This is a genomic window from Alteromonas sp. CI.11.F.A3, from assembly GCF_032925565.1.
In the GTDB taxonomy this organism is placed as follows: Bacteria; Pseudomonadota; Gammaproteobacteria; order Enterobacterales; family Alteromonadaceae; genus Alteromonas.
The window spans coordinates 2,058,488-2,084,315 of the sequence record NZ_CP136708.1 but is presented as its reverse complement, the minus strand read 5'-3'; the positions used below and the strand labels follow the sequence as shown (position 1 = coordinate 2,084,315).

Sequence of the window (25,828 nt, the reverse complement as noted above, 5' to 3'; positions counted from 1 at the left end):
ACGGCTTAAATAAAAAGCCCCGATAATAAATGACGTCATATCAGTCACCATTACCGGGGCTTTTTTTAATGTTTTTAATTAGCTGATGTTGGCACCCGCAACCGCTTCTTTAGCAAGTTGCGTAATACGATCCCAATCACCTGACTCAATCGCATCGTCTGGCGCTAACCAAGAACCACCAACACAAACAACATTCTTAAGGGCTAGGTAATCATTGTAGTTACCTGGGCCAATGCCGCCAGTTGGACAGAATGTAAATTCAGGGAATGGACCACTGATAGCTTTAATCGCTTTCACACCACCAGATGCTTCAGCTGGGAAGAATTTCATATGGGTGTAACCCGCGTCTTTCCCTTTCATCAGTTCAGACGTTGAAGAAATACCTGGGATAAGTGGAATTTCTGCTTCCATACCCGCTTTTAACAAATCAGCTGTCATACCAGGGCTAATTGCAAATTTGGCACCCGCTTCAATTACCGCTTTAAGCTGCTGTGCGTTTGTTACTGTCCCAGCACCAATAAGAGAATCAGGCACTTCATCAGCAATACGTTTGATTACGTCAATAGCAGCTGGTGTACGAAGGGTTACTTCCAATACTTTAATACCGCCGGCCATAAGCGCTTTTGCTAGCGGAACTGCCTTTTCCACATCGTTGATAACCAATACAGGTACAACAGGGCCAGCAGCAAAGATATCAGCTGGCGAATATTTCCATTTACTTGTCATAAATCAGCTCGCAGTATGTTGTTGAAGATAAGCAGCTGCACCTAATAAGCCGTGATCAGGCTCTGCTATCAAATAAGTAGGAATATCTTTCACATAGTGCTTCATCTGCCCTTTTGCTTCGAAACGGGCTCTAAAGTCACTATTTTGAATGAATTCAGGGAAACGGTTTGCTATACCACCGCCGATGAAAATGCCACCTGTCGTGGCCATATTTAACGCCAAATTACCGGCAAAGCTGCCCATAATTCTGCAGAACTGCGTTAACGTGGCAGCAGCAATATCACAGGTACCCGCTAATGCGGCTTCTGTAATTTGAGCAGGTTCAGCGAATGTAGCTTCTTTACCTGCATCTTGTGCTAGTGCGGTATAGATATTATGTAATCCCCTGCCAGACATCACTTCCTCAGCAGAAGCACGGCCGAAACTTTTTTGCAGGTGACGCCATACCACAACGTCGGTTTCATCAACAGGAGAGAAGTCAACATGACCGCCCTCGCCGTCTAGGGTTTGCCACCCAGTAGAGGTCATCGTGATATGCTCTACACCCAAGCCAGTACCTGGACCAAATACTGCAATATTACCACCGGCTTTCGCCGTGCCATCACCAATTTGAACAACTTGAGAGTCTTTCAGAACCGGTAATGAATGTGCCACCGCGGTAAAGTCGTTAATCACAAACAATGAGTCTAACTTCAACTGCGAGCGTAGCGCGTTTTGCGAAAACGCCCAGCTATGGTTAGTCATCACGACTTGGTCGCCCAATACTGGGCAAGCAATACCAATACACCCTTCGGTGAATTGGTATTCAGGCATATCACTAAAATACTGTGAAATTGCCAAGTCGATACTGGCAAAATCATTACACATGTATTTCTTTATATCGGTAACGCCTGTTTCGGTAACCCGAGCAACGCGAATGTTAGTGCCCCCTACATCGGCCACAAACTTCTGGCTCATAGCGCCTGCTCCTGGTTGTAGAACAACGAGCATGCACCTTCTTCAGCGCCAGTAAGTATGGCACGCATGCCGCCAAACATTTCACGGCCCATTCCAATATGGTGGTGACCAATATCAGCAGGTTTCGCTTCACGGGCTTCAAGGGTAGCTTCATCAACGTGCAAGGTTAATGCACCTGTTTCTGTATTTAGCTCAATCAAATCACCCGCTTCAACTTTTGCAAGCAAGCCGCCTTTATAGGCTTCTGGGGTAACATGGATTGCTGCTGGTACTTTCCCTGAGGCACCAGACATACGACCGTCAGTAACCAAGGCCACATTGAAGCCTTTGTCTTGCAACACGCCAAGAGGCGGTGTTAAGCGATGCAGTTCTGGCATACCAATAGCAGAAGGCCCTTGGAAACGAACGACAACAATGCAGTCTTTGTCTAGGTCACCCGCTTTAAATGCAGCGTCTAAGTCGAACTGATCTTCAAACACAACCGCTGGCGCTTTAATGGTGCAATGTGGGGTGCGAAGCGCTGATGTTTTAATTACACCGCGACCAAGGTTACCCTCTAGTACACTTAATCCGCCATCTGGTTTAAACGGTGCTTCTACCGTAGCAAGGACTTCTTTGTCTAACGACTCAGTAGGACCGTCACGCCATTCAAGTTCACCGTCTTTCAACATTGGCTCTTTGGTGTAGAAGTCTAGTCCTTCACCACAAATGGTATTAACGTCATTATGCAACAACCCAGCATCTAGCAATTGCTTGATAAGCAATGACATACCACCAGCGGCAACAAAATGGTTAATGTCGGCAGAGCCGTTAGGGTATATACGAGTAATCAATGGCACAGCATTAGAAATATCTGAGAAATCATCCCAGTTAATGATGAAACCAGCTGAACGAGCAACGGCAATTAAGTGCATAGTGTGGTTTGTTGAACCACCTGTTGCTAGCAAGCCTACTAGGCCATTTACAATAGCTTTGGCGTCAACAATGTTACCGATTGGGCGGTATGTATCGCCTAAATCAGTAATACGTGTCGCTTGAATTGAAGCCGCTTTCGTTAGGGCATCACGAAGCTCTGTACCTGGGTTTACAAACGAAGATCCAGGTAAATGAAGGCCCATCATCTCAACCACTAACTGGTTAGAGTTTGCAGTACCGTAGAAAGTACATGTACCCGCAGAGTGATAAGACTGAGATTCAGCTTCAAGTAGCGCATCACGGCCTACTTTACCTTCTGCGTATTCCTGACGAACACGGGCTTTTTCTTTATTCGGTAAGCCTGAAGGCATAGGACCGGCTGGTACAAATACCGTTGGTAAGTGACCAAAGCTTAACGCACCCATTAATAATCCAGGTACGATTTTATCGCAAATACCTAGCATAAGGGTTGAGTCGAACATGTTGTGCGAAAGCGCAATAGCAGCACCTTGGGCAATGTTGTCACGGCTCATCAAGCTCAAATCCATACCGGTTTGACCCTGAGTAACACCGTCACACATAGCGGGAACACCGCCAGCAAACTGAGCCACACTGCCTACACTTTTAACTGCATCGCGAATAATCGCAGGATACGTTTCGTAAGGCTGGTGTGCAGAAAGCATGTCGTTGTAAGCAGATACAATCGCTACGTTTGCTTTTGTCATCGAGCGCAAATCAGATTTATCTTCTGTTCCACACGCTGCAAAACCGTGCGCTAGGTTTCCGCACGACAACACTCCGCGGTGAGGACCTTGGCGGCGTGCGTGTTCAATTTTTTCTAAGTATGCCTTACGGCTGTCTTTGCTACGCTCTATTATACGCTGCGTAACTTCTGCAATTCTTGAATCCATCATTGTCTCCTATGGCGCCCACATCAAGGTTACCGGGGCTCTGTTTACCACGGCCGTGATGGGCTTTTGCGCTTCGGTAGCATTATCCAGTGCATCAAGCAGTACCTGCTTTTTCTTTTCACCGGTTAAATGCAGAAAAATATGTCGACTGTTTAGCAACGCCGGCAACGTAAGTGATATACGTTGATGGGGTGCAGTTGTAGGTTGTACAGCAATACATGTGCGACCACTGTTCATGCTCAAGCCATCATTGACTTGTTCAGAACAGGGGAATAGCGATGCGGTATGACCGTCTTCACCCATGCCTAAAATAAGCGCATCAAAAGGCTGGGACATACTTGCAATCGCTTTTTCAGCAGCATTTACGCCTTCACTAGCATCAGCAACATCGCTTTTTAATTCAACGAAATGCGCTGCACTGGCTTTATTTTGAATAAGATTCGCTTTAACTAAGCTGGTGTTACTGGCTTCATGACCTTCTTCCACCCAACGTTCATCAGCAAGGGTAATATCTACCTTGTCCCACTCTATGTCGGTTTCGCTCAACTGCTTAAAAAGTGCAAGAGGCGTTCTGCCGCCACTTACCACAAGCGAAGCACGCCCGCGGGTTTTAATACCAGTTTTAAGAATGCTAACCAAGTCTTCAGCAAATGCTGAGGTAAGCGCATCGGGTGTATCAAATGAAAGGGTTGTTAAAGCCATATTATTTCTTCTTCCTTACCGTTTTGCTTTCGTACCAACTGCGATTCGCTCGTGCCAAAAGGCCAATTGAATCTACTGGTCCCCACGTGCCAGCCTGATAAGGCTCTGGTGGTTCATTAGACGATTTCCATGCTTCAAGAATTGAATCAACCCATGTCCAGGCTTGTTCAATTTCATCACGGCGAACGAACAGCGCCTGGTTGCCTAGCATGACTTCAAGAAGCAGCTTTTCGTAGGCATCAGGAATACGATCGTCGGCAAAGGCTTCAGAGAAGCTCAAGTTCAACTTAGATTTTTGTAAATCCATTGAGCCAGAGCTGGTTAAGCCCGGGACTTTGTTCATAACAGTAATTTCAACGCCTTCATCAGGCTGAAGTCGAATTACCAATTTGTTTGGCGGCAAGTTCTTAAAGCTATCGCCAAACAAGTTATGTGGCTGACGCTTGAAGTAGATAACCACTTCACTGACTTTCGACGGCATACGTTTACCCGTACGAAGGTAGAACGGAACACCCGCCCAGCGCCAGTTATCAATCTCTGCTTTAATTGCAATGAAGGTTTCCGTTCTACTTTGGGTGTTAGCACCCTCTTCTTCCAAGTAGCCTGGAACTTCTTCACCTTTCACAAAACCTGCGGTGTACTGACCACGAACCGTGCTATCGCTAATGTTCGATGAATTAATCGGGCGCAGTGCTTTAAGTACTTTAAGCTTTTCATCACGAATGCTGTCTGCATCTAGTGTCGTTGGTGGCTCCATGGCCACTAAGCTTAAAATTTGAAGTAAGTGGTTTTGCACCATGTCGCGCATTTGACCCGCGTCGTCAAAATAACCCCAACGCCCTTCAATACCGACTGATTCCGCTACTGAAATTTGAACATGGTCAATACAGTTATGGTCCCAGTTGGTGGCGAAAATAGAGTTAGCAAAACGAAGTGCAACAAGGTTAAGTACGGTTTCTTTACCTAGGTAATGATCGATACGGTAAATTTGTTTCTCGTCGAAGTACTCAGCAACCTGCTCGTTAATCACTTTTGACGATTCAAGATCGTGACCAATCGGCTTTTCAAGTACAACACGTACACTTGAATCGATAATTTTGCAGCCGTGAAGACCACGACAAATGTCACCATAGATAGAAGGCGGTGTTGCTAAATAACACACCATGGTGCGCGCTGGGTCAACATGATCTTCTAAAACGCAGTAGCTACCGATATCTTTCATATCGACGCATGCATAATGAAGACGGGCTTTCATACGCTCCCAAGTTTCTTCACAAAGCTCTTTATCGCCAAACTTTACTAAGTTTGTATGGACTTCGGCTATATAGTCTTCTAATTCCATTTCATGTCGGGCTACGCCAACAATGGTTGTATCTGGATGAATGAGCTCTGCTTTTTCAAGCTGATATAAAGACGGCAGTAATTTGCGTCGTGAAAGATCACCCAATGTGCCAAATAGCACGAAATCACAGGGTTCGTAGGAATTTTCCAATACCATTTTCGTCGACCTTTTAAATGTATGTGTGAAACTAACGTGAGGTAGACGTACCTTCTAACGCCATCCACGTGTTATTAGCATATAGTTAACACCAAATGTAGTAAAATTACAACTTTTGGAAACTATTGAATCTCATTTCTGTATATTAACGGGTTAGTACCCTATCCAGCCCCCTTTTGTTCCCCGCAAGTGATAAAAAATGTCAAAAAATTACATTTTTCTTGTCACTTCCGTCACATTGGGTACTATGAGTCGGGTAACCTACATCAATTTTCCCTTACTAATTGCCATTTTTGTATGAATATTTTAGAAAAAATTACACAAAATAAAGCGTCATTCAGCAAATCAGAACGAAAAGTGGCTGATGTGATCCTTGCGAATCCGCAAACAGCTATTCACTCGAGTATAGCAACCTTGGCTAAAATGTCGGATGTTAGTGAGCCGACAGTTAATCGCTTTTGTCGACGTTTAGATACTAAAGGCTTTCCAGACTTTAAACTTCATTTAGCACAAAGTCTCGCAAATGGAACGCCCTACGTAAACCGTCATGTTGATGAAAATGATGGGCCAGCAGATTATACCAACAAAATCTTCGAATCGACCATGGCTTCTCTGGAAGTTGCGCGTCAGTCTGTAGACGTGCAAGTGGTTAATCGCGTTGTAGATTTGTTAACTCAAGCACAGAAGATTTCGTTTTTTGGGCTTGGCGCATCCGCCTCTGTGGCACACGATGCATTAAACAAATTTTTCCGTTTCAATGTGCCTGTTGTCTACTTTGAAGACATTTTGATGCAGCGTATGAGTTGCATGAATTGTTCGACTGGCGATGTTGTGGTGCTTATTTCACATACGGGTCGCACCAAAAGCTTGGTAGAGATTGCACAAATTGCTCGCATGAACGATGCAACGGTAGTGGGTATAACTTCAGCCGACAGTCCATTGTCGCATGAATGTACGTACGTATTATCTCTTGAGGTACCGGAAGATACCGATATGTATATGCCAATGGCATCACGTATTGCGCAGCTTACGCTTATTGACGTGCTCGCTACAGGGTTCACATTACGCCGCGGTAACAAATTCAGAGAGAATTTAAAGCGGGTGAAAGACACCCTGCGCGGTTCGCGCTACGAAAAGCGCAACGAATAAACATTTCTCTTTATTACATTCGAGTCAGTCTATCTTTATGTTCTGCTGCATTCTGAGGAGACTAACTCGGATTCGTTACATTTTAAGAACGTCGCTAAGCGACTAGCTTCCTACCCTATTCGGTAATTAACCACATTTTCTCTCCATACCTGCTACCCTAGTTAAGTGGAAACAAGCTTAACTATTGATTATTTAAAATACAGAAAAGGCAGTGAATGGCATTAACACTCTTTATTGAGATGAATGACGTAACTGGTCGGCTCAGTTCCCAATTCTTCATCTTTCATTCACATTTATGTCAGATTCATCTACTATTCTGTAATAAAATTACGTAAAGCGATTACAGGTTAACCTTTGTACAAATTACACAGGCTAGCCATATATCTATTTGTGCTACATCACTTAAAAATTGCGACGGACTCCTAATGACCAGAAGAACGAAAATTCTTGCAACGCTTGGCCCTGCCACTGATTCACTCGAAAAAATCCAAGAACTAATTGCCGCCGGTGCAAACACGGTTCGCATGAACTTTTCACACGGACAAGCAGAAGATCATATCGAGCGTGCAAAACGCGTAAGAGAAGCGGCTAAAAATTTAGGTAAGTACGTTGCCATTTTAGGCGATTTACAAGGCCCGAAAATTCGGGTTGCACGTTTTGCTGAAGGCCCGGTTAAATTGTCTATCGGCGATAGTTTCACGCTTGATGCTGAACTAGACCGCGATGCTGGTGATGCTAAGCAAGTTGGTATCGACTACAAAGCGCTACCTGATGACGTCAGTGCTGGCGATATTTTGTTACTTGATGACGGGCGTATTCAACTTAAAGTCACCGGCGTAGAAGGCCGTAAAGTGCTAACAGAAGTGACTGTCGGCGGTAAATTATCAAACAACAAAGGCATTAATCGTCAAGGCGGTGGTTTATCTGCTGAAGCCCTGACTGAAAAAGATAAGAAAGACATTATCACAGCGGCTGAGATTGGCGTTGATTACCTTGCGGTTTCATTCCCTCGTAGTGGTGAAGATCTTAATTACGCAAGAAAGCTGGCTGAAGAAGCAGGCTGTTATGCGAAAATTTGTGCCAAAGTAGAGCGTGCTGAAACCGTAGCCACTGATGAAGCTATTACTGACATTATCAGTGCTTCAGACGCGGTAATGGTGGCGCGTGGTGACCTAGGTGTTGAAATTGGTGATGCCGAGCTAGTGGGTGTTCAGAAAAAGCTGATTGCCCGTTCACGCCAGCTAAACAAAATCGTTATTACCGCGACGCAAATGATGGAGTCGATGATTGATAGCCCTATGCCTACACGCGCAGAGGTTATGGACGTCGCTAACGCAGTTCTCGATGGCACAGATGCGGTTATGCTTTCTGCTGAAACAGCGGCAGGTAGCTTCCCAATTGAAACTGTTCAAGCGATGGCCCGTGTATGTGAAGGTGCAGAGACGCATCCTAGCGTTAAAATTTCAAAGCACCGCATGGATGAGCTTTTCTCATCTACCAGCGAATCAATTGCGTTGTCAGCAGTATATGCAGCTAACCACCTACCTAGCGTAAAAGCGATTGTAGGATTAACTGAAAGCGGCAACACGCCTAAATTGATGTCGCGTATTACTACCTCGTTACCTATCATTGCGATGTCTCGTCATGAAGGCACACTAAATACTATGGCGTTGTTCCGTGGTGTTAAGCCTGTTTATTTCGATTCATCGAAAAGCGAACCTGGTCAGTTAAAGTATGATGTAGTGGCGGCACTTAAAGCCAAAGGTTTAGTGCAAAGTGGCGACAACATCATTTTGACTTACGGTGATGAAATGGAAAAAATTGGGGCAACTAATACCCTTAAGATTGTCGAAGTAGAATAAGCGTTATTCGCACTTAAAACGTTTTAAAGGCAGCCAGTGGCTGCCTTTTTTTATGCGTATTCATCATGCTATTTCACCTGCACCTACCGCCTATTCACATTGTAATTTACATACTGAACTGGTAGAAATGGATGGCGTCTTTTACTTGCAGTTTTACTGACCACTCTTACTTAAACGGAATAATAATGAAAATAATGGCACCACTTTTTTCCGCGCTTTTTGCGCTACTTAGCGCTAACACCATGGCTGAATCTTCCATGAAAAGCGTAACAGTAACCTCTTCTGAAACCCCATTAGCGCCAATCATGATTCAAGGGCCAATGCCAATTGAAGCAGAATACTTCGCGTCACTATTAACCGACGTACGTGTTGAGCACTCAGGTAACGCTACCTTCTATTTAGGAACATTAAATGGCCACCCTATCGTGGTGGCAAAAACAGGGAAAGGTTTAGAAAATACAGCTGCGGCAACGGCCATAGGTATAAGCCGTTACCAGCCAAGAATCATCATTAACCAAGGTACGTCAGGCGGGCACGATCCTAAACTTAATGTCGGCGATATCGTATTGGGCGAAAAAAGCGTTAATGCGAGTAACTTCAAGACCCCCAAACTAGAAGCGGGTGAAGGCTCTCGCCCTCTGAATTGGATCCCTATGGATTTAATGGCGTCAGAAGGCAGTGCCGGCGAAGGTGACAGTGCAACAGATGCTGAAAAAATTCGCTTTTATGCGGGTGACGAAACCTTACTTGAACTCGCCATGTCGTTAAGTAAGGAGCACAAAACTGGAAACGTTGTGAAAGGCACCATTGGCAGCGGTAATTTTTGGAACAACGAAATTGATCGCATTGCATGGCTTCACAAGAATCTAGGTACCAGCGTAGAGGAAATGGAGTCTGCGTCGGCAGCGCAAATTGCCCATGCTTATGGCGTACCGTTTCTTGGTATTCGTATCTTATCTAACAACATTACCAATCACGGTGAATATAACCCTGATACAGCAGAAGCTTGCCAAGTCTTCGTAAAAACAGTTGTTGAAGCCTATATCGCATCGTTGCCTAAGCCTTTATAAGCGCCTAGGCAAATAGTCCCATTCTTGCCGCCAAGTTATTTTACCCTTACAGGAAATAACTTGGCACTTTCATTCTTAAAACCCATTGGCATTTATTTTATGAAATTGACCCTGCTTCGTAAGCTTATACTGGTGCTCACCCTAGTCTCTCCATCACTAATGGCGAACAACGCCGACTCTAATGCATCATCGAGTGACTTAACGGTTGCAAACCGCTTTGCCCAACTCGCATTAGCCTGTGTTCATAAAGAGTACCCAAACATCATTAAACACATGATGACGGGGGCAGAACACGTTAAGCCGCCTAAACAGCTATATCCTGCGTTTTACGGCTGCTTTGATTGGCACTCATCTGTACATGGGCATTGGTTATTAACCCGAATTGCAAGCCAATATCCAGAAACGCCTCACTACCAAGACATTATAAAACACCTCGACATCAGTTTTACCGAAGAGAATATCGCTGGTGAAGTCGCTTACTTTAACCGTGAGGGTACAGGCACAAGCTTCGAACGTCCTTATGGGCTTGCTTGGTTTTTACAATTAACCAGTGAACTACGTGAATGGAATTCACCTGAGGCAAAAAAATGGCTAACCACCCTACTCCCACTCGAGCAAAAAATCGTGGCTAATGTAACAGATTGGCTTCCTAAACTGTCGTTTCCGATTCGCGTGGGCGAACATAGTCAAACCGCGTTTGCATTCGGCCTTATGTTGGACTGGAGCCGCACGGCTGGTGATGTTGCATTTGAAAACTTGCTCACTAAAACCATCACCAGGTTATACGCAACTGATGTGAATTGCCCACTGGCTTATGAACCATCAGGCCAAGATTTCTTATCCCCCTGTATTGCCGAAGCCGATTTGATGCGACGAGTGTATTCAAGTGAGAATTATGCAACGTGGCTATCTTCTTTTTTACCCAGCATTCCAACTGATGGAGATGCTGCTTGGATAACCCTAGCGACGGTAGTGGATAAAAGTGATGGTAAACTTGCGCACTTAGATGGCTTAAATTTAAGTCGTGCATGGATGCTTGAAGGTATCGCTTCAGCACTGCCTTCAGGCGATAAGCGTGTAGCAGCAATAAATAGTGCAGCACGTGCACATAAGGTAGCGGGAGTAGATTCTGTTATAAACGATATGCATTATATGGGGAGTCATTGGCTTGGTAGCTTTGCTACCTATCTAGAAACCCAACGTGGCCTTTAAACCACTGACAGTTGCTAAATTACCTGATACAGAGTTGGCGAGCTTAAATGCTCGCAAACTCAGTTGTCGTTGCAGTAAACTGTGTCTGGTGGTGAACTAAAATATTCTTTGCGCGGTCAATCAAATCATCACGCTTGAACGTCCAATTACGCAGGTCTGCCTGCTTTGCTTCTGCAAGGTAAAACTCGATACGTGTTTTACGTAATAAATCACGCTTTTGAGATACATCGAACTCGGTCTGAGCAAGTATGCGCTCTATTTTTACGATAGAGGCGTGATGGGCTTTGTTTGAATCATCAGCGTTCGCTTTACCTACATAAGCCATGTTATTTGTTAACACGCCTGCAAGTACAATAAGCATTGAAATCAACACACCTGAAACTAACCAATTTAATACTTTCATCATTCACTTCCTTTTATACTAACTTGCGATTATCCATGTAAGAACGCATTGGTTCTAAATGACTACTGCACGTTGTAACTTAAAAACTTAATTACAACTTGTATTGCACATTGTGTTCCAAATTTCTTAACGCTACCTCATTACCGCGAAGAGTATACGCAGCAATGGATAGGAAGAAAATCCGACAAAGGTTGTAAGACAAAAGTTGTAAAGTGGATGGGAAAATACTACATATTGCTGCGAAAAAACGGGATATAGAAAAAAGTGGCTAACAACACTTCTTGACTTAATACAGGGTGTTATTATAGAAATCTACCGTTATCCAGACATAAAAAAGGGGCCCATTGGCCCCTTTTATTTCACTAATAACTGCTTAGTTTTTCATTGCTGTTTCAGTAATAACCTGCAAATTGTCTTCAACGTTTTTCACATCTGAAGCGTTTTTGGCTATTTCAACAGCAAGCTGGCGCTCGGCATCTGAGTCTACGTTACCTGTTAGTGTAACGTTACCTGCTTCAACATCTACATCAATATCGAAGCCAGAGATGTCGCTATCCATTAATAGACGAGTTTTAATTACGGTAGCAATTTTGGCATCAGTAAGCGTGCCCGTCTGCTCATCATATTCTGATTCAGCGTCATCTGACATGTCGCTTGCCATTTTTTCCATATCTTTCTCTTCAATAACAGAAAGTTGGTTGTCTACTGACATAACACCGTCAATATTTGAAACTAGCTCTTCCGCTAATTTCTTATCAACTGAATGATCTACTTTACCTGTTAGAACAACATTGCCGTTGTTTACATCTGTATTGATATCGAATGAATCAAGGTTGCCGTTGAATAGTAATGTTGCTTCGGCTTTGCCGTCTATCCACGCATCCTTAGCGCCTTTTTCCCATTTGTTATCTGTCTCCATGTCACCAGCAAAAGCTGCGGTTGTCATCGAGGTCGCTACAAGTATAGAAAGTAATGTGCGTTTCATAACAGTTCTCCTTTGTTGAAACTCCCAATAACCAATGCGAAACTCGAGCCAACATAGCAAACAACTGATTTATAACAAGTTACCCTACTTTCATCCTAGTTATCACTTGTTAACATCTCTGCAAACTTTTCGGCCTATGAGCATTTTTTACCTACAATTTGCCTAACCGGAACGAAAATTGAATATTCATTAACCAATATACTTATTATTAATCCAACAATAGCCGAGTTTGCCTTTTTTAAAGCGTTTGCAAGCAAGCTAATAATGCAAAAAACAACTTAGTCAGGAACGACAATGAATATTTTACTGAACACCATGGCGATATTTCTTATCGCTGCCACTTTAGCGCCTTCACTCCCGTCGAAGCATTGGCTGGTTAGGGTATGGGAATTTCCACGGCTACAGCTGCTAGGTTTAATGGTGATAGTCTTGATTACCCGAGGGGTTATGTATCCGTCGGAACTTTCTGCATTTAACACGCTTATCATCGCATTGCTTTATATTGGATTAATTGCCTGCGCGATTTACCAAGCTATTTGGATCTTGCCTTATACCTTCTTTTATAAAAAGGAAGTGGTTAAAGCATCTTCTCAAGATGCTGGAGAGAGTATTAGTATTTTATCTAGCAATGTTTTTATGCCCAATGAAGATTACGACAAGCTATTGAAGCATGTGCGTGACACCAATCCAGACTTCGTCGTTACTCTCGAATCTAACAAGCGCTGGGAAATAGCCCTATCGGCGTTAAACGAAACTCATCCTCACCAGCAGCATTGCCCGTTAGAGAATCTGTATGGCATGCACTTATACAGTAAATACCCACTGAAAACTGCCAAGCTCAACTATTTAGTAGAAGATGATGTGCCTTCCATGCTTGTTACTATCGATATGGATGGACAAGATGTGACACTTTACTTTTTACATCCGAAGCCTCCTAGCCCCACAGAAAACAAAACGGCTAAGCCCAGAGATGTGGAACTTACTATGGTAGGCCATGAAATAGCTAAAAAAGACGGGCCTATTATTGTGGCGGGTGACTTAAACGATGTGGCATGGTCACCTACTACCCGAAAATTTAAGAAAATAAGCGGTATGCTGGACCCAAGAATTGGTCGTGCATTTTTCAATACGTTTCATGCCCACTACCCATTAGTTAAATGGCCATTGGATCATGTGTTTCATTCAAGTCACTTTATGCTTGAAGACATTAGGAAACTACCTGATATTGGCTCAGATCATTACCCGCTGTTAACGCGGTTGAAACTAAAGCCAAAAGCCTAAATACAGAAAGTAAAAAGCCGCTATAAAGCGGCTTAATATTGAAAAGGCTTACGACTAGGTAGGCACACGATGTGCTGGAACTGACCTAACCGCTTTCGTATTGTGATTAACACACCACATTACGCTTTCGCATGCTTCTTCACGACGTTTAAAGTGTGCAAGACCAATAAGTTTGTCTTCTCGAGGCCACACCGCTTGTTTCAAAATGGCGGTGTCGGTTTCGCTAAGTGCGCTGGTGTCTAAACTCATTTCAACCGCTTTCTTATTCGGTTTAATCAGTGAAGGTTGAGCATCGGTGATAATACTTTTTTTGACGCACACATATTCACGCAGAACAGGATCTCGTACCACACCTATGTAATCGTCATCGCAAATAATGGCTGGCCACCCTTCAGATATTCGGCTCTGCCAAAACATTACAACGGTGAAGGCCACTAAAACAAACAAGGTTAAACCAATAAACTGACTGTCTAAATCCGGTGCAACAGAAACAATTATTCCTACTAATGCAGCAAATAATATCCATCCACCAAATACCCTTCGCATGGCATTGGGTGAAATACCAGAAATAACACTAACTTGTTTTAACTGGCTTTTTTCATAGTTGCGAAGTTCAACTACCGATTCAGAGTTCACAACTCTCTCCACTTGACTTTTACTCACTTTATAAAGATTTGAATACGCTCACAAGTGAACCATAGTTTATTATACTAATTAAGATTTACGCTGACTTAGGAAGTTCCGTCGACAATTGACATATTTCAAAATGCATTGAGTCTGCAAGATTATCTTGCTGACGACGTAATTTTGTTAAGATCACAGACGGCTCTGGCTCTCCGAAAAAAAACCATTCAGCAAAGCGCTTTCCAAGCCCGCCACTTCGTAACTGATAAACATGCACTACATAGCGGTATCCATTTACGTAAGCGTCGTGGTAAGCACGGCTTTCGTCTACTGATGTCAAACCGCCTCTAGGGTGAATAGCAAAGCTTTTCACCCCTGCTCCTCGTTTGGTTAAAAACGATATTCCCGCTTCAGATACACGCTTAACCGCGGCCTGCTTGAGGGCCTCTAGCGAAATATGCAAATAAGGCACATCAATTTTACCGAACAACCTACAGGCATTTGGGCATCCTGGCGCTAGTCCCACTGAAAAAGCCGTGTGGTCACGTCCTTCCCAAGGGCGGATCCATACGTAAGGGCTAACGTGAACATAAAGTTCAATGCCATCACACTGAATGCTAAATACGTCTGGAACCTCTGAATTTCTGGCGTTTACTAGCTCGTTAAGGCGCTCGTCACTGTATTGCATACTAGGCCTCCAATAAGATATTTTAAGCTAATGCGCTGTGAAAAACCTAACAAAAGGGCGCGCTATTAATGCTTAGCTTAATGATTGACTAGTATGACATATTCGGTATTTTTTTGTTAGAGCGTTCTGTAATAACAAAGCAAAAACTGACGGTGCATATTTACACTGCCAGCTTACGTTTTTAGATGGGTAAAGAAATAATATACTGGGGAAATTAACGTTGTTGACGATGGTTTTCAGGAACCGCTACCAGTTGTTCCTCAACCAATTCGCAAGTACCTTCCACGCTGTCACCGCGACGGGTTTCAAAAGAGACTGTATCACCCTCAGATTTATCTTCACATGCTTCAATAGCTTCAGGTGGCGGACCATTCGGACGACCCTGTTGCGCAAATGCGCTTAAACTTCCTGTGAGAAGCGTGGCAACGAATACAAGCTTTAACAATTTCATGACTTTTCCTAAGAAGATTAACTAACTCACATTCAGCATACGCGTTAAATGTGCAGATTCAGTGCAGAGAACATGTAGAAGTAACGGAATAAAAGCAGAAACAATTGTTAGCAACGTACAAGCATAGATATACTCAGCACAATGAAACTATCCCATAAATTACTTGTTATTCTTGTTGGCTTTACCTGTGTGTCTTTGTCGCTTTCACTAGCACTTGCACGATGGAGCTTCGAGCAAGGCTTTAATGAATTTATTCAAAATCAGGAACGAGAGCGCCTGATGAGTTTACGTCGCGTGCTTATTGCAGAGTACCGCAGCAATAATAATAGTTGGGAAAATATCGAAATAGAGCGTGTTGCACCTACTGGCATGCCTCATCGCCGCCCCGGCATGCGCCCTCGACCCGGTGGATTCCCTCCCCCTAGGCATCAGATTGACGATATATCTGCCGGCCCACCTACATTACTGACTAATGCCTCTGGGGAAATCATATCGGGGCAAGATTCCTATGCTGACGAAAACGAACGAAATGAAGTCAGTTTACAACTTGAAGTTAACGGAGAGCTCATAGGTTGGCTTACCAGTTACCCACCCCAAACACCTGACTCAGATGTGGCTCGTGCTTTTTCTGCACAACAGCTGCACGCCATTATTTTTATAGGGCTAGTATCACTTATCGCCTCGCTTGTACTGGCATTAGGCGTTGCGCCCCGCATGCTAAGCCCTTTTAAGGCTATATTACAAAGCGTTAAAGGCCTTACCGCACATCAATATAAAACCAACTTGCCAGAAAACCGTCCTGATGAGTTTGGCGAGCTAATGCGCCACATCAACACATTGGGAAATACCCTTGAAGCGCATAAAAATACTAAAAGCCAATGGCTAGCTGATATTTCTCATGAACTTCGTACGCCCCTCACCATACTGTCTGGCGAAATTGAACTGATAAAAGCAGGAATTCGACCACTTGATCAAAAACAACTGGCTTCGTTTGACCAAGAGGTCTCGCGCTTGTCTTTATTGGTTGAAGATTTATATCAATTATCACTGTCAGATATTGGCGGGCTTTCTTATCATTTCTCGTCAGTGGATGTGAGCCAAGTAATAGCGCAACAAAGCGAAAGCCTTGCGCATATTTTTGATACAAAAGGGCTTACCTTCACGTTTTCCTGCCCGCCCAACATCACTATTAATGCCGATCACCAGCGCTTGAAGCAACTTATGCTTAACTTGTTAGTTAACGCATGTGAGTACACCGATGCGCCCGGTACTGTAGAGTTATTGGTTTCAGAACAACCTTCATTTATTGTTATTATTGTACAAGACTCAGCGCCCAGCATTGCGAAAGAAAATGCAGCGGCATTATTTGAACCTTTATTTAGAGAAGATGCCTCACGTAGGCGTCGAACGCAAGGTGCCGGCCTTGGTCTATCCATTAGTAAACAAATTATAGAGGCCCATGGTGGCAAAATTAGCGCGTCAGTTTCGTCACTCGGCGGCGTTAAAATTACAGCAGAGCTGCCCAAACATTTCACTACGGATAATAACTAATGACATCGCACAAACATGTACTCATTGTTGAAGATGAAGATAAAATTGCGCAAATTTTAGTTGAGTTTCTAGCCTTAGAAGGGTTCACATCTACCGTACTGAACGAAGGCACCCATGTGGTTGATACGGTAAAAAAAGAAGCTCCCGCGGCCATTATTCTTGATAGGATGTTGCCCGGTGTGGACGGACTCACCATTTGCAAATCGTTACGTCGTTTTTCCATGGTGCCCATTATCATGTTGACCGCCCGAGTCGATGAAATAGACCGACTTATTGGTCTTGAAGCGGGTGCCGATGACTATGTATGTAAACCTTTTTCAGCGCGTGAAGTGGTAGCACGAATACAAGCTGTATTGCGGCGTAGTACCCAACAAACCAAAACGGAGTCTTCATCAGAAAAACTCACTTTTCGCCACATCGAGTTGGATATGTCTCGCTTTGAATGCGCTGTGGATGGCAACATTATTGAGCTTACGCCGGTAGAATTTCGGTTGTTGAAAACGATGATGACGAAACCCGGTGTCGTTTACTCGCGAGACCAACTTATGGAACTTGGCTACGAAGATGGCAGAGTGGTCAGTAACCGCACTATCGACAGCCATATGAAAAACCTACGTCACAAGTTAGCTACGGCAGAACACATCAGTCCTATTCATGCGGTATACGGCATAGGCTACAAAGTACAGTAAAAAAGTACAGTAGCCTGCTATACATCTTCATTAAAGCCTCTTTGAACCTGCACTTAAACTGCACTTTTTAGCGATAGTCTTTGATTTGGTATTCCAATAAATATTCAAACCTAAAAGACAGTTCTGGGGCATTTTATGAAGACGTCATTTTACGCACTGCTTGTACTTACGTTGCTAGGCACATCCGCCTGCTCTGATAGCGACAATTCCAATAACACTTCAACAACAGCAAGCGATACTTCCACTGGCTCAGATTCAGATGGCGATAGCGATGGTGATAGCGACGCCGACAATGTCGTTATTGGCCCCAACCCAGACTATTTCCTAGCCGCCGGCCTGGCCGAAACTATTACTACCACAGCTTGTACGCTTACGGATGGTACCACTACCGAATGCTACAAAGTCATTATCAATGGAGCCCCTGCCAATACGGAAATTGGCCCCTTTTGCCCTTCTAATATTGCAGACGATGCCACCAAAGGCGGTATATGGTTTGACGGAAGTGGCGACGTATATCAGCTGGAAGGGCAATTCTTTGTTGACGTTAAAACCCTTTATGGCGATGACTGGGAATTATACGATGAAGATACTGGCGATATTTTTGTGACCGATACACAAGTGGCGTGTGAAGCTGCAGCCCGCCCAAATGTAGCAGCAGAATATCAAAATCACTGCGTTCAGTGTTCAATTAGTTATTACGACGGCGGTATGCAACAAACTATTCTTATTCCAGTTACCCCAGTGCCTTTATCAAACCCTGACTCTATTGGTGCTGACTTGGGCGTTTCACTCAATGGCGTAGTGATAGCAGGCCCTGCTCCTGTGTCCCAAATACTGGCGGCAAATACCATTGCAGCATTCGACGATTGTGGTGGCCACGTGAACCCCGCTGAAGGCTATCATTATCACGCGTCATTAGGGTGTAGCGAAGTAGTAACCAGTATTGATGAGCATGCCAACCTAATGGGCTATGCACTTGATGGCTACGGTATCTACGGCATGTTGAATGCCAATGGAGAGGAAGACTACGATCTTGATGAATGTAGAGGCCATGAGGACGATACAAGAGGTTATCACTATCATGCAGCAAGTGCGGCAGAAAATATGTTTATCGGCTGCTACCAAGGTGCTCAAGGCAGTATAGAGGTAAATGAATGATGTCTATATGTGCCAAATCACTCAAGATATTATTTGAAAAGTCACCCGAACGTTTACCTCTACTTTCATTGGTAACGGTACTAGCGATGACATGCTCGACGACAGTTTTGGCTCACAGCGGTCATATTCACAACGAAGCATTTGAAGCCTGCAAAACAAAAACGAAGGGCGAAGCATGTCATTACCTTGTAGCCGATACCCAGCGTTATAAAGGCAGCTGCCAAGTTTTCAATTTAAAGACCTTATGTGTTCGAAATGAACCCATCGAATATTCACAAACCTTACCAGATGAAATAGGGATAGAAGCTAAAATAAATCAGGTAAGTACGCCGCAACCAGTTACTGCTAAAGCCAGTGATGTTAATGCGACTAACACTCTTCACCAGTGAGTAGGAGTCCTCCCAGTAAACAGAAAACCTTTTCTAAAATGGGGTATTGGCCCTATTTTAAAACTATGAAATAGATTCACACTGAGTGAATTCTTTGCAAGCCTAAGCGCTACCGCCTTCCGCCAAAAGAAATAATCTCCAAACTTTTCAACATATTAGACTAAGGTCTAATTATTGCTAGTTAACCTGCAAGTAAGCATTACAGATAAGACAGTTAGTGCGACGTTTGATAGCGATGACAGAAGTTCAGTTATCAATCACTCACCAAAGGGAAATTAGGAGGTTTACATGCATTCACCCGTCAGTGTTGTCACGATAGTAAAAAGTCGTACAGAAAAACTCTGCAGACTCATAGAACAGCTTGAGTCGTGTAACCCACTACCCGATGAACTTGTCATTGTTTGGATGTGTTCTCCTTCAACGCTTTCACTAGCGAAGAGTGAGAAATTTAACATCGTGCATAAGTTTGTGGCTAGCGGCGCGTTACCCATTGCTAGAGCACGCAACCGAGGCTTACAAGAAGCCAAGAGTAATCTTTTAGCTTACATAAATGTTGATGCCATCGTGGATAAAAATTTCATCGCCAAGGGGATGAACGCGTGGTGTCCAGGCTCAGTGGTATTTACCAAAGTGACATTCGTTCCAGAGTCACAATGGACTTTTCCCCACGACACTTTATGCCACATTAAAAGCCAAGAATTACCAGACGAAGACAATAACGAAATTCCGTCAAGACAACAGGAAGATGATCATGGAAAGTTTAGTGACGATAGCATTTGTTCTACAGTGTTTTTTATTAGCAAGACAGATTTTAAGAAAACCGGCGGTTTCGATGAAGGTTACGACGGCTTCGGACTAAACGACGAAGACTTTTTTACCAATTGTCGTTCACTGGGTTTTTCTTTAAATCAAATCGAATTGCAGACCTTTGCTCCAGAGCGACCTAATTACCGTTGCCCTATTAATCACCTTCTAGATTTTGTCAGAAACGCCGAGCGTTATCACGCGAAATGGGGCGTTAACCCTTGTATCGATGTGCTAAATGCATATGCAGAAGCCGGTTACATTAATGAAGATTTTGAAACCGCTGGCATTCATGTTCTGCAATTGCCTAAGCGCGAAAAACCGGCCTTTGAAAACGATAATTCATCGCAAGAACACGATACAGCGATGATTAAGCAATCTGCTTAAAACTCGTGGGAAGACTAATCAAGGAGTGAGTATGTCTATTTTAAAACCTGATTTAGAACACAAGGTTGCTGCATTTATTGATCAAGCTGAGTACCCCTGCGTGGGGGCTAAAACTGCTTTGAACAAAGGTAAAATCACGGTAAAACAGTACGATAATTTTCGATGCGACATGAATGACACCGACATCTTGACGGACATCTACGACTTCATTCATCGTTTTGAGCTAGAAAAAGACATGTATTCCTCGCTGGTACTAACTTTTGAACAACCGGAAATTTTGAGCGAGGTTGTTTTTGATAAATTACTGTGGCGCAAGCTTCAGCAACTTCATGATATCGACACCTGTATGCATGACTGGGATAACCAAGTAGACGAAAATCCGCATAGCCCTAACTTTAGTTTTAGCTTGGGTGGTAAAGCGTTTTTTATCATTGGACTCCACCCAGGTGCGAAGCGAAAAAGCAGACGCTTCGAACGCCCCGCACTGGTGTTTAATCTTCACGAACAATTCGAATTACTTCGTGAGCAAGGCAAGTTTGAAGATTTAAGAGACCACATTCGTCAGCAAGACGAAGCCTTCTGTGGGTCAAAAAATACCTTATTGCAAAATCACGGTGAGCAGTCAGAAGCTTATCAATACAGCGGAAAGCAGCAACCCAAGCGTTGGCAATGTCCTTTCCACGCAAGTCAAAACTAATTTACACAAATTCAAATAAAGAAAATAACGAGGCAGCAATGCGACAAACCATTCAACCAAGAAGCGGCACAGCATTCACCATTAAAAAAGGTGAAAGACTTAAAGTTATTGATCCTGAAGGGGAACAAGTTGCCGATTTATATGCTTTTAATGCCCACGATAAAAATGAGTTCATGTCGTCAGGCCGTTCGCTAGATTATAATGAAAGTACCCATTTTGCAGCTGGCTGTAAGCTCTATTCCAATGAGAGTCAGGTGATGTTTGATATAATTGAAGATACGGTGGAAGAACACGATTTTCTTTTAACCCCTTGCAGTGTGGATACCTTCAAACACTTCTACCCTAGTGAAACTCCCGTACCTGGATGCCATGGCAACCTAGTGGCCGCTTTTGCTGAGTTCGATATTCCTGCACATCACATTGGCACAACATTCAATACCTTTATGAACGTGGATGTGAGCCCCGAAGGAAAAATTGCCGTGTTACCGCCTACAAGTAAAGCTGGTGACTACACTATTTTTGAAGCAAAAATGGATATGATTGTAGGCCTTACCGCATGCTCTGCGGGCGAATCGAATAACTTTCGCTATAAACCTATTCAATTTGAAATTTTGCCTGCGTTGTAGGCAAAACTAATAATGCCATCTCAAAATAGGCATTACTCGGTATGAGAATACCCTTTTACAGCAAACACCGCATAACGTTCAATTTGCTGGCGATTGTTTAAACCGCCAGCAATTGCAATTTACATTACTTGTATACCGTGGTTTAACGCCCGAACCTTTTGAAGCAATAAGGTTTCGAAGCTAGCCTTTGGGTTTTCTGCTCTATCTCTTGCAGGCCAGTACGCCATAATTTCATACTCGAACGAGGTAACGGGTTTAAAAGTAATCAAATGATCGAACTCACCTTTAGCTACACCACTAACCTCATCTAGTTGATAAAACACAGCTAGGCCAAGTAAGTCACTGTCACTTAACACACTCTGCTCCCCCCATGTAGCAATAACGCCCCATTTGCCTTCTTCAAATGCGATTTTCGTCATTCCGTCATGTGCTACTAACCCTGTAACTATATTCGATGTAGGAGATGACGTTTTAACCGTTATACGTGTTGATGCATCTCCGGTATTAATCTTATAGCGGGTTTCCACATCAACCCCGTCATTTGAGTCTTCCCGTGTACGCCAATTACTGTAGCTAACATTGAAGGCTGCAGTTAAATGGGTATTCTCAGTTAATGCCCATCGGGTATCGTCAACATATTGAAAGTGCAGAACCCCTTCTTCGACTTGTCTTCCTAGTGCGCCCAGCCCAAGTGACTTCCCTACTTTCAACGCATCACCGCCCCAATCAGCAAGTTTATGATAAGCGTCATAACCATCGTTGCCTACTTGTGGCAATATCACTTCATCCGACGTTTTAGCAAAAACATCGATAGCATTTCGCCAGTCTAGGTACAGTCGATAGCCTATCTTGTCATTTTCCCAACCGGGTCCTTCATACTTTAAAAAGTAAGAGTGGTCAGTAAGCTGTGAAGGTGCTGTAAAAGATTCTACAGGCTGAAATGAAAAACCACCTGCAGTATAAGCCGCGCCTTCCCATTGCCCCCCTGAGCGTACTGATAGCTCAGCGTGGGCGGTGTCGGTTACCGACTCTTTGGTTTGAACTAAAGAGAGTTTTTTTTCTGCACCGGGTTTCATCTCGATGTAAGCGTACAAAGTGGCCTCACCATTTGGGTTCTCTCGCCATTCCGATGCAACCTCTTTTAATAACCAACCACGATATTTTTGTTCCAATGGTATTGAAACCTCTTGAGTGACAAACCCACCTTCTGTTGGGTTTTTAACCATCACACTGGGTATATTATTATTTTCGCCTTCAGAACACGCCGTTAATATTATTGGCAAAATTAGCACTAAACCTATAATAAATCTCATATTTTCATCTCCAATCACTGATTAACAATGCATTATTTATCAAACAATATATTGACAAATGCCACCGGTGGCAATTATTTTATAAATTGTTAACTTAATGTGTAAATTTAGTTAGAGTGAAAACACGTTTTCTGAAAATGAGAGGAAATGAATATGGTGAACTTTAATTTAGAAGGGAAAACCGCCCTCGTTACCGGAGCAAGCCGGGGAATTGGTCAGGCACTGGCCTTATCCTTAGCCGGTGCTGGCGCTCACGTTATATGCTCGAGTTCACAAGAAGGTGGATGTGAAAACACGCTTCACAAAATAGAAGCTATAGGTGGTAGTGCACAGGCGATCAGTGCTGATTTAAGCGACCTAGACGCAGTAGGGAATTTAGCGAAATCAGCCATCAAACATGGCAAACGAGTCGATATATTGGTCAATAATGGCGGCACTATATTTCGAGCTCCTGCTACAGAGTTTCCTTTAGATGCTTGGCAACAAGTGATGAAAGTGAACCTTGACGCTGCATTTTTACTAAGTCAAGCCATTGGAAAACATATGATTTCTCATGGTGGCGGCAAAATTATTAATATTGCTTCCATGCTGAGCTTTAGTGGTGGTGTAACGGTTCCGGCCTATACGGCGAGCAAGCACGCTATCGCGGGCTTAACCAAAGCGCTCGCCAATGAATGGGGAGCTTCGAACATTCAAGTTAATGCTATTGCGCCGGGCTATATCAAAACCGATAACACCCAAGCCCTACAAGATGACGCTAAACGCAGCGCAGAAATTCTTTCTCGAATTCCCGCTGGGAGATGGGGTGAAGTTGACGATCTATCTGGGGCAACTGTTTTTCTAGCAAGTTCAGCAAGCAATTACGTAAGCGGCCACACCCTCGCGGTGGATGGCGGTTTTCTCGCAAGATAAATTAAGGACAAGATGATGAATCCAGATATTGATGTTCGTTATGCCATTGGCAAAAAAGAAGCTAACGCTTATAACACCGAAGAACTACGAGATGCTTTTCTAACCTCCTCTCTCATGTCGAAGGGCGAAGTGGTTTGGATTTACACCCATTATGAACGATTCATGTTGGGAAGCGCAGTACCAACCACCAATGTACTAACCCTTGATACTATTGAAGATCAGTTAAAAATGCCTTACTTCACTGCACGCCGTGAAGTTGGCATCATCAACATTGGTGGTGCAGGCACAGTCACTGTTAATGGTACTGAGTACCACCTTGCTCCCGAAGAAGCCTTGTACATTGGTAAGGGAAATGAGCAGATTTCTTTCGCGTCTGACGATGCGCATAACCCCGCTAAATATTACATGAATTCAGCGCCTGCTCACCATGCCTACCCCTGTAAAAAAGTAGGTAAGGACGATGCCAACGTGCTGCATTTAGGCAGCCAAGAAACCTCTAATGAGCGAGATATTAAGCAATTACTCATTAATACCGTTGTAGACACATGCCAATTACAAATGGGGCTAACACGCCTTCACAATGGCAGTGTTTGGAATACAATGCCGGCGCATCAGCACGATAGAAGGAACGAGGTATATTTCTATTTTGATATGAATGAAGAAAATCGTGTGTGCCACTTTATGGGTGAACCCAATGAAACACGTCATTTGTTCGTGGCAAATGAAGAAGCCATTATTTCCCCACCCTGGTCCATTCACTGTGGCGTAGGTACAGGAAGCTATGCGTTCATATGGGGTATGGCGGGTGAAAACCTCGACTACGATGACATGGACAAGTTCCCACCTTCAGCCTTACGTTAATGAATGGCATGGATAGTATTATGCAGTGTTTTAGCAAGTTTATGATCTTAATAATTAGCGTTTTTACGCTCTTTGCGTGCTCTCAGCATGAAAATAGCGGCGAAATCACCGTACTGCGTTTAGGTCATACCCTAGACACCCAGCACTCAGTGCATAAAGCCATGGAGTTTTTGGGTGAACGCCTTGAATACTATTCAGATGGTAAGATGACAGTCATCATTTATCCCGGTAGCCAATTAGGTACCGAAAGGGAAATGATAGAGCTATTACAAATTGGATCTTTGGCGATGACCAAGGTTTCGGCGAGCCCCCTTGAAGGCTTTTCACCTGACATGAAAATCTTCAGTATTCCCTATATTTTCAAAAACAATGAACATTTTTGGCGAGTGCTAAACAGTGAACTGGGTAACGACCTGTTAAGTGGCGTTGAAGATTTTCGTTTGAAAGGGTTGGGTTATTACGATGCGGGCAGTCGAAGCTTTTATACCAACGATCGCCCTATCCGCACACCTAGCGATTTAAAAGGAATGAAAATTAGGGTACTCAATAGCCCTACCGCTGTTGCAACAGTAAGAGCTCTGGGCGGCGCTGCAACGCCTGTTTCTTGGGGAGAGCTTTATACTGCACTCCAGCAAGGCGTAGTAGATGGTGCAGAAAACAACCCGCCGAGTTATCACCTTTCTAGGCATTACGAAATAGCTGGATACTACAGCTTAGACGAACATACCAGTGTTCCCGACGTTATGCTTTGTTCACTTCCCGTTTGGGAAGGCTTAAGCACACAACAACAAGAATGGCTAACCAAAGCAATGCAAGATTCAGTTCAGTTTCAGCGCCAGCTTTGGACAACCTCAACTTCAGAGTCACTGGCACAAGTTGAAGCAGAAGGGGTGACCGTTATTCGTCCAGATAAAAAGCCATTCGTAGACGCGGTCAAACCCTTTCACGATAGTTTCGCCGGCACCCATATTGGTGAGCTCATTACGCAAATAAAAGCGATGTAAGTT

General features: G+C 43.7%; 26 protein-coding genes. 15 read left to right on the top strand and 11 right to left on the bottom strand.

Annotation, left to right across the window (positions count from 1 at the left end; genetic code table 11):
- Positions 1 to 78 precede the first annotated feature (78 nt).
- Genes R1T43_RS08940 through zwf form a run of 5 tightly spaced genes read right to left on the bottom strand, consistent with a single transcriptional unit; the run spans position 79 to position 5,709 of the window.
- Complete coding sequence (locus tag R1T43_RS08940) at positions 79 to 726, bottom strand: bifunctional 4-hydroxy-2-oxoglutarate aldolase/2-dehydro-3-deoxy-phosphogluconate aldolase (RefSeq protein WP_129739037.1); 648 nt, start codon at positions 724 to 726, stop codon at positions 79 to 81.
- 3 nt (positions 727 to 729) lie between these two features.
- On the bottom strand, positions 730 to 1,683 hold the full coding sequence (locus R1T43_RS08935; RefSeq protein WP_317355146.1) for a glucokinase: 954 nt from the start codon (positions 1,681 to 1,683) through the stop codon (positions 730 to 732).
- Positions 1,680 to 3,509, bottom strand: a complete 1,830-nt coding sequence (gene edd, locus R1T43_RS08930) for a phosphogluconate dehydratase (protein ID WP_211071443.1) — start codon at positions 3,507 to 3,509, stop codon at positions 1,680 to 1,682. The genes R1T43_RS08935 and edd overlap by 4 nt, the downstream gene beginning before the upstream one ends.
- 9 nt (positions 3,510 to 3,518) lie before the next feature.
- The gene (gene pgl / locus R1T43_RS08925; protein WP_211071336.1) at positions 3,519 to 4,211 is read right to left on the bottom strand and encodes a 6-phosphogluconolactonase; all 693 of its coding nucleotides are present in this window, start codon (positions 4,209 to 4,211) and stop codon (positions 3,519 to 3,521) included.
- 1 nt (position 4,212) lies between these two features.
- Positions 4,213 to 5,709, bottom strand: coding sequence for a glucose-6-phosphate dehydrogenase (gene zwf, locus R1T43_RS08920; RefSeq protein WP_317355143.1), 1,497 nt, complete (start codon positions 5,707 to 5,709; stop codon positions 4,213 to 4,215).
- 297 nt (positions 5,710 to 6,006) lie between these two features.
- Between zwf and R1T43_RS08915 the strand changes: the two genes are divergently transcribed.
- The 4 genes from R1T43_RS08915 (at position 6,007) to R1T43_RS08900 (ending at position 11,002) form a co-directional block, all read left to right on the top strand.
- Positions 6,007 to 6,858 (top strand): MurR/RpiR family transcriptional regulator, encoded by an 852-nt coding sequence (locus R1T43_RS08915; protein ID WP_057791191.1) that lies wholly within the window; start codon positions 6,007 to 6,009, stop codon positions 6,856 to 6,858.
- 425 nt (positions 6,859 to 7,283) lie between these two features.
- Complete coding sequence (gene pyk / locus R1T43_RS08910) at positions 7,284 to 8,720, top strand: pyruvate kinase (RefSeq protein WP_317355139.1); 1,437 nt, start codon at positions 7,284 to 7,286, stop codon at positions 8,718 to 8,720.
- A 185-nt stretch (positions 8,721 to 8,905) separates the two neighbouring features.
- Positions 8,906 to 9,790 carry a 5'-methylthioadenosine/S-adenosylhomocysteine nucleosidase gene (locus R1T43_RS08905; RefSeq protein ID WP_317355137.1) on the top strand — a complete coding sequence of 295 codons (885 nt, stop codon included), beginning with the start codon at positions 8,906 to 8,908 and terminating at the stop codon, positions 9,788 to 9,790.
- Positions 9,791 to 9,949: 159 nt separating this feature from the next.
- A complete protein-coding gene (locus tag R1T43_RS08900) occupies positions 9,950 to 11,002 on the top strand; it encodes a DUF2891 domain-containing protein (protein WP_317355759.1) in 1,053 nt (350 codons plus the stop codon).
- Positions 11,003 to 11,045: 43 nt separating this feature from the next.
- Here the strand turns inward: R1T43_RS08900 and R1T43_RS08895 are convergent, their stop codons facing one another.
- Together R1T43_RS08895 and R1T43_RS08890 are read right to left on the bottom strand one after the other, a co-directional pair.
- Positions 11,046 to 11,408, bottom strand: coding sequence for a hypothetical protein (locus R1T43_RS08895; RefSeq protein WP_247670803.1), 363 nt, complete (start codon positions 11,406 to 11,408; stop codon positions 11,046 to 11,048).
- Positions 11,409 to 11,778: 370 nt separating this feature from the next.
- Entirely contained in the window at positions 11,779 to 12,390 is a 612-nt protein-coding gene (locus tag R1T43_RS08890) for a BON domain-containing protein (protein WP_317355134.1), read from the bottom strand.
- A gap of 294 nt (positions 12,391 to 12,684) precedes the next feature.
- On the opposite strand from R1T43_RS08890, the gene R1T43_RS08885 reads away from it, so the two are divergent.
- Entirely contained in the window at positions 12,685 to 13,671 is a 987-nt protein-coding gene (locus R1T43_RS08885) for an endonuclease/exonuclease/phosphatase family protein (protein WP_317355131.1), read from the top strand.
- A 54-nt stretch (positions 13,672 to 13,725) separates the two neighbouring features.
- On the opposite strand, the gene R1T43_RS08880 is transcribed toward R1T43_RS08885, so the two are convergent.
- From R1T43_RS08880 to R1T43_RS08870, 3 genes are all read right to left on the bottom strand, one after another.
- Positions 13,726 to 14,307 (bottom strand): hypothetical protein, encoded by a 582-nt coding sequence (locus R1T43_RS08880; protein ID WP_211071343.1) that lies wholly within the window; start codon positions 14,305 to 14,307, stop codon positions 13,726 to 13,728.
- An 85-nt stretch (positions 14,308 to 14,392) separates the two neighbouring features.
- Positions 14,393 to 14,983, bottom strand: a complete 591-nt coding sequence (locus tag R1T43_RS08875; RefSeq protein ID WP_211071344.1) for a hypothetical protein — start codon at positions 14,981 to 14,983, stop codon at positions 14,393 to 14,395.
- Positions 14,984 to 15,197: 214 nt separating this feature from the next.
- On the bottom strand, positions 15,198 to 15,434 hold the full coding sequence (locus tag R1T43_RS08870; protein WP_057791175.1) for a hypothetical protein: 237 nt from the start codon (positions 15,432 to 15,434) through the stop codon (positions 15,198 to 15,200).
- A 141-nt stretch (positions 15,435 to 15,575) separates the two neighbouring features.
- On the opposite strand from R1T43_RS08870, the gene R1T43_RS08865 reads away from it, so the two are divergent.
- From R1T43_RS08865 to R1T43_RS08835, 7 genes are all read left to right on the top strand, one after another.
- Entirely contained in the window at positions 15,576 to 16,985 is a 1,410-nt protein-coding gene (locus R1T43_RS08865) for an ATP-binding protein (RefSeq protein ID WP_317355122.1), read from the top strand.
- Positions 16,985 to 17,674, top strand: coding sequence for a response regulator (locus R1T43_RS08860; protein ID WP_317355120.1), 690 nt, complete (start codon positions 16,985 to 16,987; stop codon positions 17,672 to 17,674). Before R1T43_RS08865 ends, R1T43_RS08860 begins: the two co-directional genes overlap by 1 nt.
- A gap of 135 nt (positions 17,675 to 17,809) precedes the next feature.
- Positions 17,810 to 18,832, top strand: coding sequence for a YHYH protein (locus R1T43_RS08855; RefSeq protein ID WP_317355117.1), 1,023 nt, complete (start codon positions 17,810 to 17,812; stop codon positions 18,830 to 18,832).
- On the top strand, positions 18,829 to 19,221 hold the full coding sequence (locus R1T43_RS08850) for a hypothetical protein (protein ID WP_317355113.1): 393 nt from the start codon (positions 18,829 to 18,831) through the stop codon (positions 19,219 to 19,221). The genes R1T43_RS08855 and R1T43_RS08850 overlap by 4 nt, the downstream gene beginning before the upstream one ends.
- Before the next feature lie 288 nt (positions 19,222 to 19,509).
- Positions 19,510 to 20,412, top strand: coding sequence for a glycosyltransferase family 2 protein (locus R1T43_RS08845; protein WP_317355110.1), 903 nt, complete (start codon positions 19,510 to 19,512; stop codon positions 20,410 to 20,412).
- A 31-nt stretch (positions 20,413 to 20,443) separates the two neighbouring features.
- On the top strand, positions 20,444 to 21,109 hold the full coding sequence (gntA, locus tag R1T43_RS08840; RefSeq protein ID WP_211071350.1) for a guanitoxin biosynthesis heme-dependent pre-guanitoxin N-hydroxylase GntA: 666 nt from the start codon (positions 20,444 to 20,446) through the stop codon (positions 21,107 to 21,109).
- Between the two features lie 38 nt (positions 21,110 to 21,147).
- A complete protein-coding gene (locus R1T43_RS08835) occupies positions 21,148 to 21,735 on the top strand; it encodes a DUF1989 domain-containing protein (protein WP_062089052.1) in 588 nt (195 codons plus the stop codon).
- A gap of 119 nt (positions 21,736 to 21,854) precedes the next feature.
- Here R1T43_RS08835 and R1T43_RS08830 read toward each other — a convergent pair whose 3' ends face one another.
- A complete protein-coding gene (locus R1T43_RS08830; RefSeq protein WP_317355103.1) occupies positions 21,855 to 23,048 on the bottom strand; it encodes a DUF4861 family protein in 1,194 nt (397 codons plus the stop codon).
- Positions 23,049 to 23,201: 153 nt separating this feature from the next.
- Here R1T43_RS08830 and kduD point away from each other — a divergent pair, with 153 nt between their 5' ends.
- Genes kduD through R1T43_RS08815 form a run of 3 tightly spaced genes read left to right on the top strand, consistent with a single transcriptional unit; the run spans position 23,202 to position 25,825 of the window.
- A complete protein-coding gene (kduD, locus tag R1T43_RS08825; RefSeq protein WP_317355100.1) occupies positions 23,202 to 23,960 on the top strand; it encodes a 2-dehydro-3-deoxy-D-gluconate 5-dehydrogenase KduD in 759 nt (252 codons plus the stop codon).
- Between the two features lie 15 nt (positions 23,961 to 23,975).
- Entirely contained in the window at positions 23,976 to 24,821 is an 846-nt protein-coding gene (kduI, locus tag R1T43_RS08820) for a 5-dehydro-4-deoxy-D-glucuronate isomerase (protein WP_317355756.1), read from the top strand.
- 41 nt (positions 24,822 to 24,862) lie between these two features.
- On the top strand, positions 24,863 to 25,825 hold the full coding sequence (locus R1T43_RS08815) for a TRAP transporter substrate-binding protein (protein WP_317355098.1): 963 nt from the start codon (positions 24,863 to 24,865) through the stop codon (positions 25,823 to 25,825).
- Positions 25,826 to 25,828: the final 3 nt, after the last annotated feature.

Excerpts from the sequence above, each read along its gene's own strand:
- R1T43_RS08865 (WP_317355122.1), top strand. The coding sequence starts at position 15,576 with ATGAAACTATCCCATAAATTACTTGTTATTCTTGTTGGCTTTACCTGT.
- R1T43_RS08900 (WP_317355759.1), top strand. The coding sequence starts at position 9,950 with ATGGCGAACAACGCCGACTCTAATGCATCATCGAGTGACTTAACGGTT.
- kduI (WP_317355756.1), top strand. The coding sequence starts at position 23,976 with ATGAATCCAGATATTGATGTTCGTTATGCCATTGGCAAAAAAGAAGCT.
- R1T43_RS08815 (WP_317355098.1), top strand. The coding sequence starts at position 24,863 with ATGATCTTAATAATTAGCGTTTTTACGCTCTTTGCGTGCTCTCAGCAT.
- R1T43_RS08915 (WP_057791191.1), top strand. The coding sequence starts at position 6,007 with ATGAATATTTTAGAAAAAATTACACAAAATAAAGCGTCATTCAGCAAA.
- kduD (WP_317355100.1), top strand. The coding sequence starts at position 23,202 with ATGGTGAACTTTAATTTAGAAGGGAAAACCGCCCTCGTTACCGGAGCA.
- pyk (WP_317355139.1), top strand. The coding sequence starts at position 7,284 with ATGACCAGAAGAACGAAAATTCTTGCAACGCTTGGCCCTGCCACTGAT.
- R1T43_RS08940 (WP_129739037.1), bottom strand. The coding sequence starts at position 726 with ATGACAAGTAAATGGAAATATTCGCCAGCTGATATCTTTGCTGCTGGC.
- R1T43_RS08830 (WP_317355103.1), bottom strand. The coding sequence starts at position 23,048 with ATGAGATTTATTATAGGTTTAGTGCTAATTTTGCCAATAATATTAACG.
- R1T43_RS08870 (WP_057791175.1), bottom strand. The coding sequence starts at position 15,434 with ATGAAATTGTTAAAGCTTGTATTCGTTGCCACGCTTCTCACAGGAAGT.
- pgl (WP_211071336.1), bottom strand. The coding sequence starts at position 4,211 with ATGGCTTTAACAACCCTTTCATTTGATACACCCGATGCGCTTACCTCA.
- R1T43_RS08890 (WP_317355134.1), bottom strand. The coding sequence starts at position 12,390 with ATGAAACGCACATTACTTTCTATACTTGTAGCGACCTCGATGACAACC.
- R1T43_RS08905 (WP_317355137.1), top strand. The coding sequence starts at position 8,906 with ATGAAAATAATGGCACCACTTTTTTCCGCGCTTTTTGCGCTACTTAGC.
- edd (WP_211071443.1), bottom strand. The coding sequence starts at position 3,509 with ATGGATTCAAGAATTGCAGAAGTTACGCAGCGTATAATAGAGCGTAGC.
- gntA (WP_211071350.1), top strand. The coding sequence starts at position 20,444 with ATGTCTATTTTAAAACCTGATTTAGAACACAAGGTTGCTGCATTTATT.
- zwf (WP_317355143.1), bottom strand. The coding sequence starts at position 5,709 with ATGGTATTGGAAAATTCCTACGAACCCTGTGATTTCGTGCTATTTGGC.
- R1T43_RS08850 (WP_317355113.1), top strand. The coding sequence starts at position 18,829 with ATGATGTCTATATGTGCCAAATCACTCAAGATATTATTTGAAAAGTCA.
- R1T43_RS08835 (WP_062089052.1), top strand. The coding sequence starts at position 21,148 with ATGCGACAAACCATTCAACCAAGAAGCGGCACAGCATTCACCATTAAA.
- R1T43_RS08895 (WP_247670803.1), bottom strand. The coding sequence starts at position 11,408 with ATGATGAAAGTATTAAATTGGTTAGTTTCAGGTGTGTTGATTTCAATG.
- R1T43_RS08935 (WP_317355146.1), bottom strand. The coding sequence starts at position 1,683 with ATGAGCCAGAAGTTTGTGGCCGATGTAGGGGGCACTAACATTCGCGTT.
- R1T43_RS08855 (WP_317355117.1), top strand. The coding sequence starts at position 17,810 with ATGAAGACGTCATTTTACGCACTGCTTGTACTTACGTTGCTAGGCACA.
- R1T43_RS08875 (WP_211071344.1), bottom strand. The coding sequence starts at position 14,983 with ATGCAATACAGTGACGAGCGCCTTAACGAGCTAGTAAACGCCAGAAAT.
- R1T43_RS08885 (WP_317355131.1), top strand. The coding sequence starts at position 12,685 with ATGAATATTTTACTGAACACCATGGCGATATTTCTTATCGCTGCCACT.
- R1T43_RS08845 (WP_317355110.1), top strand. The coding sequence starts at position 19,510 with ATGCATTCACCCGTCAGTGTTGTCACGATAGTAAAAAGTCGTACAGAA.
- R1T43_RS08860 (WP_317355120.1), top strand. The coding sequence starts at position 16,985 with ATGACATCGCACAAACATGTACTCATTGTTGAAGATGAAGATAAAATT.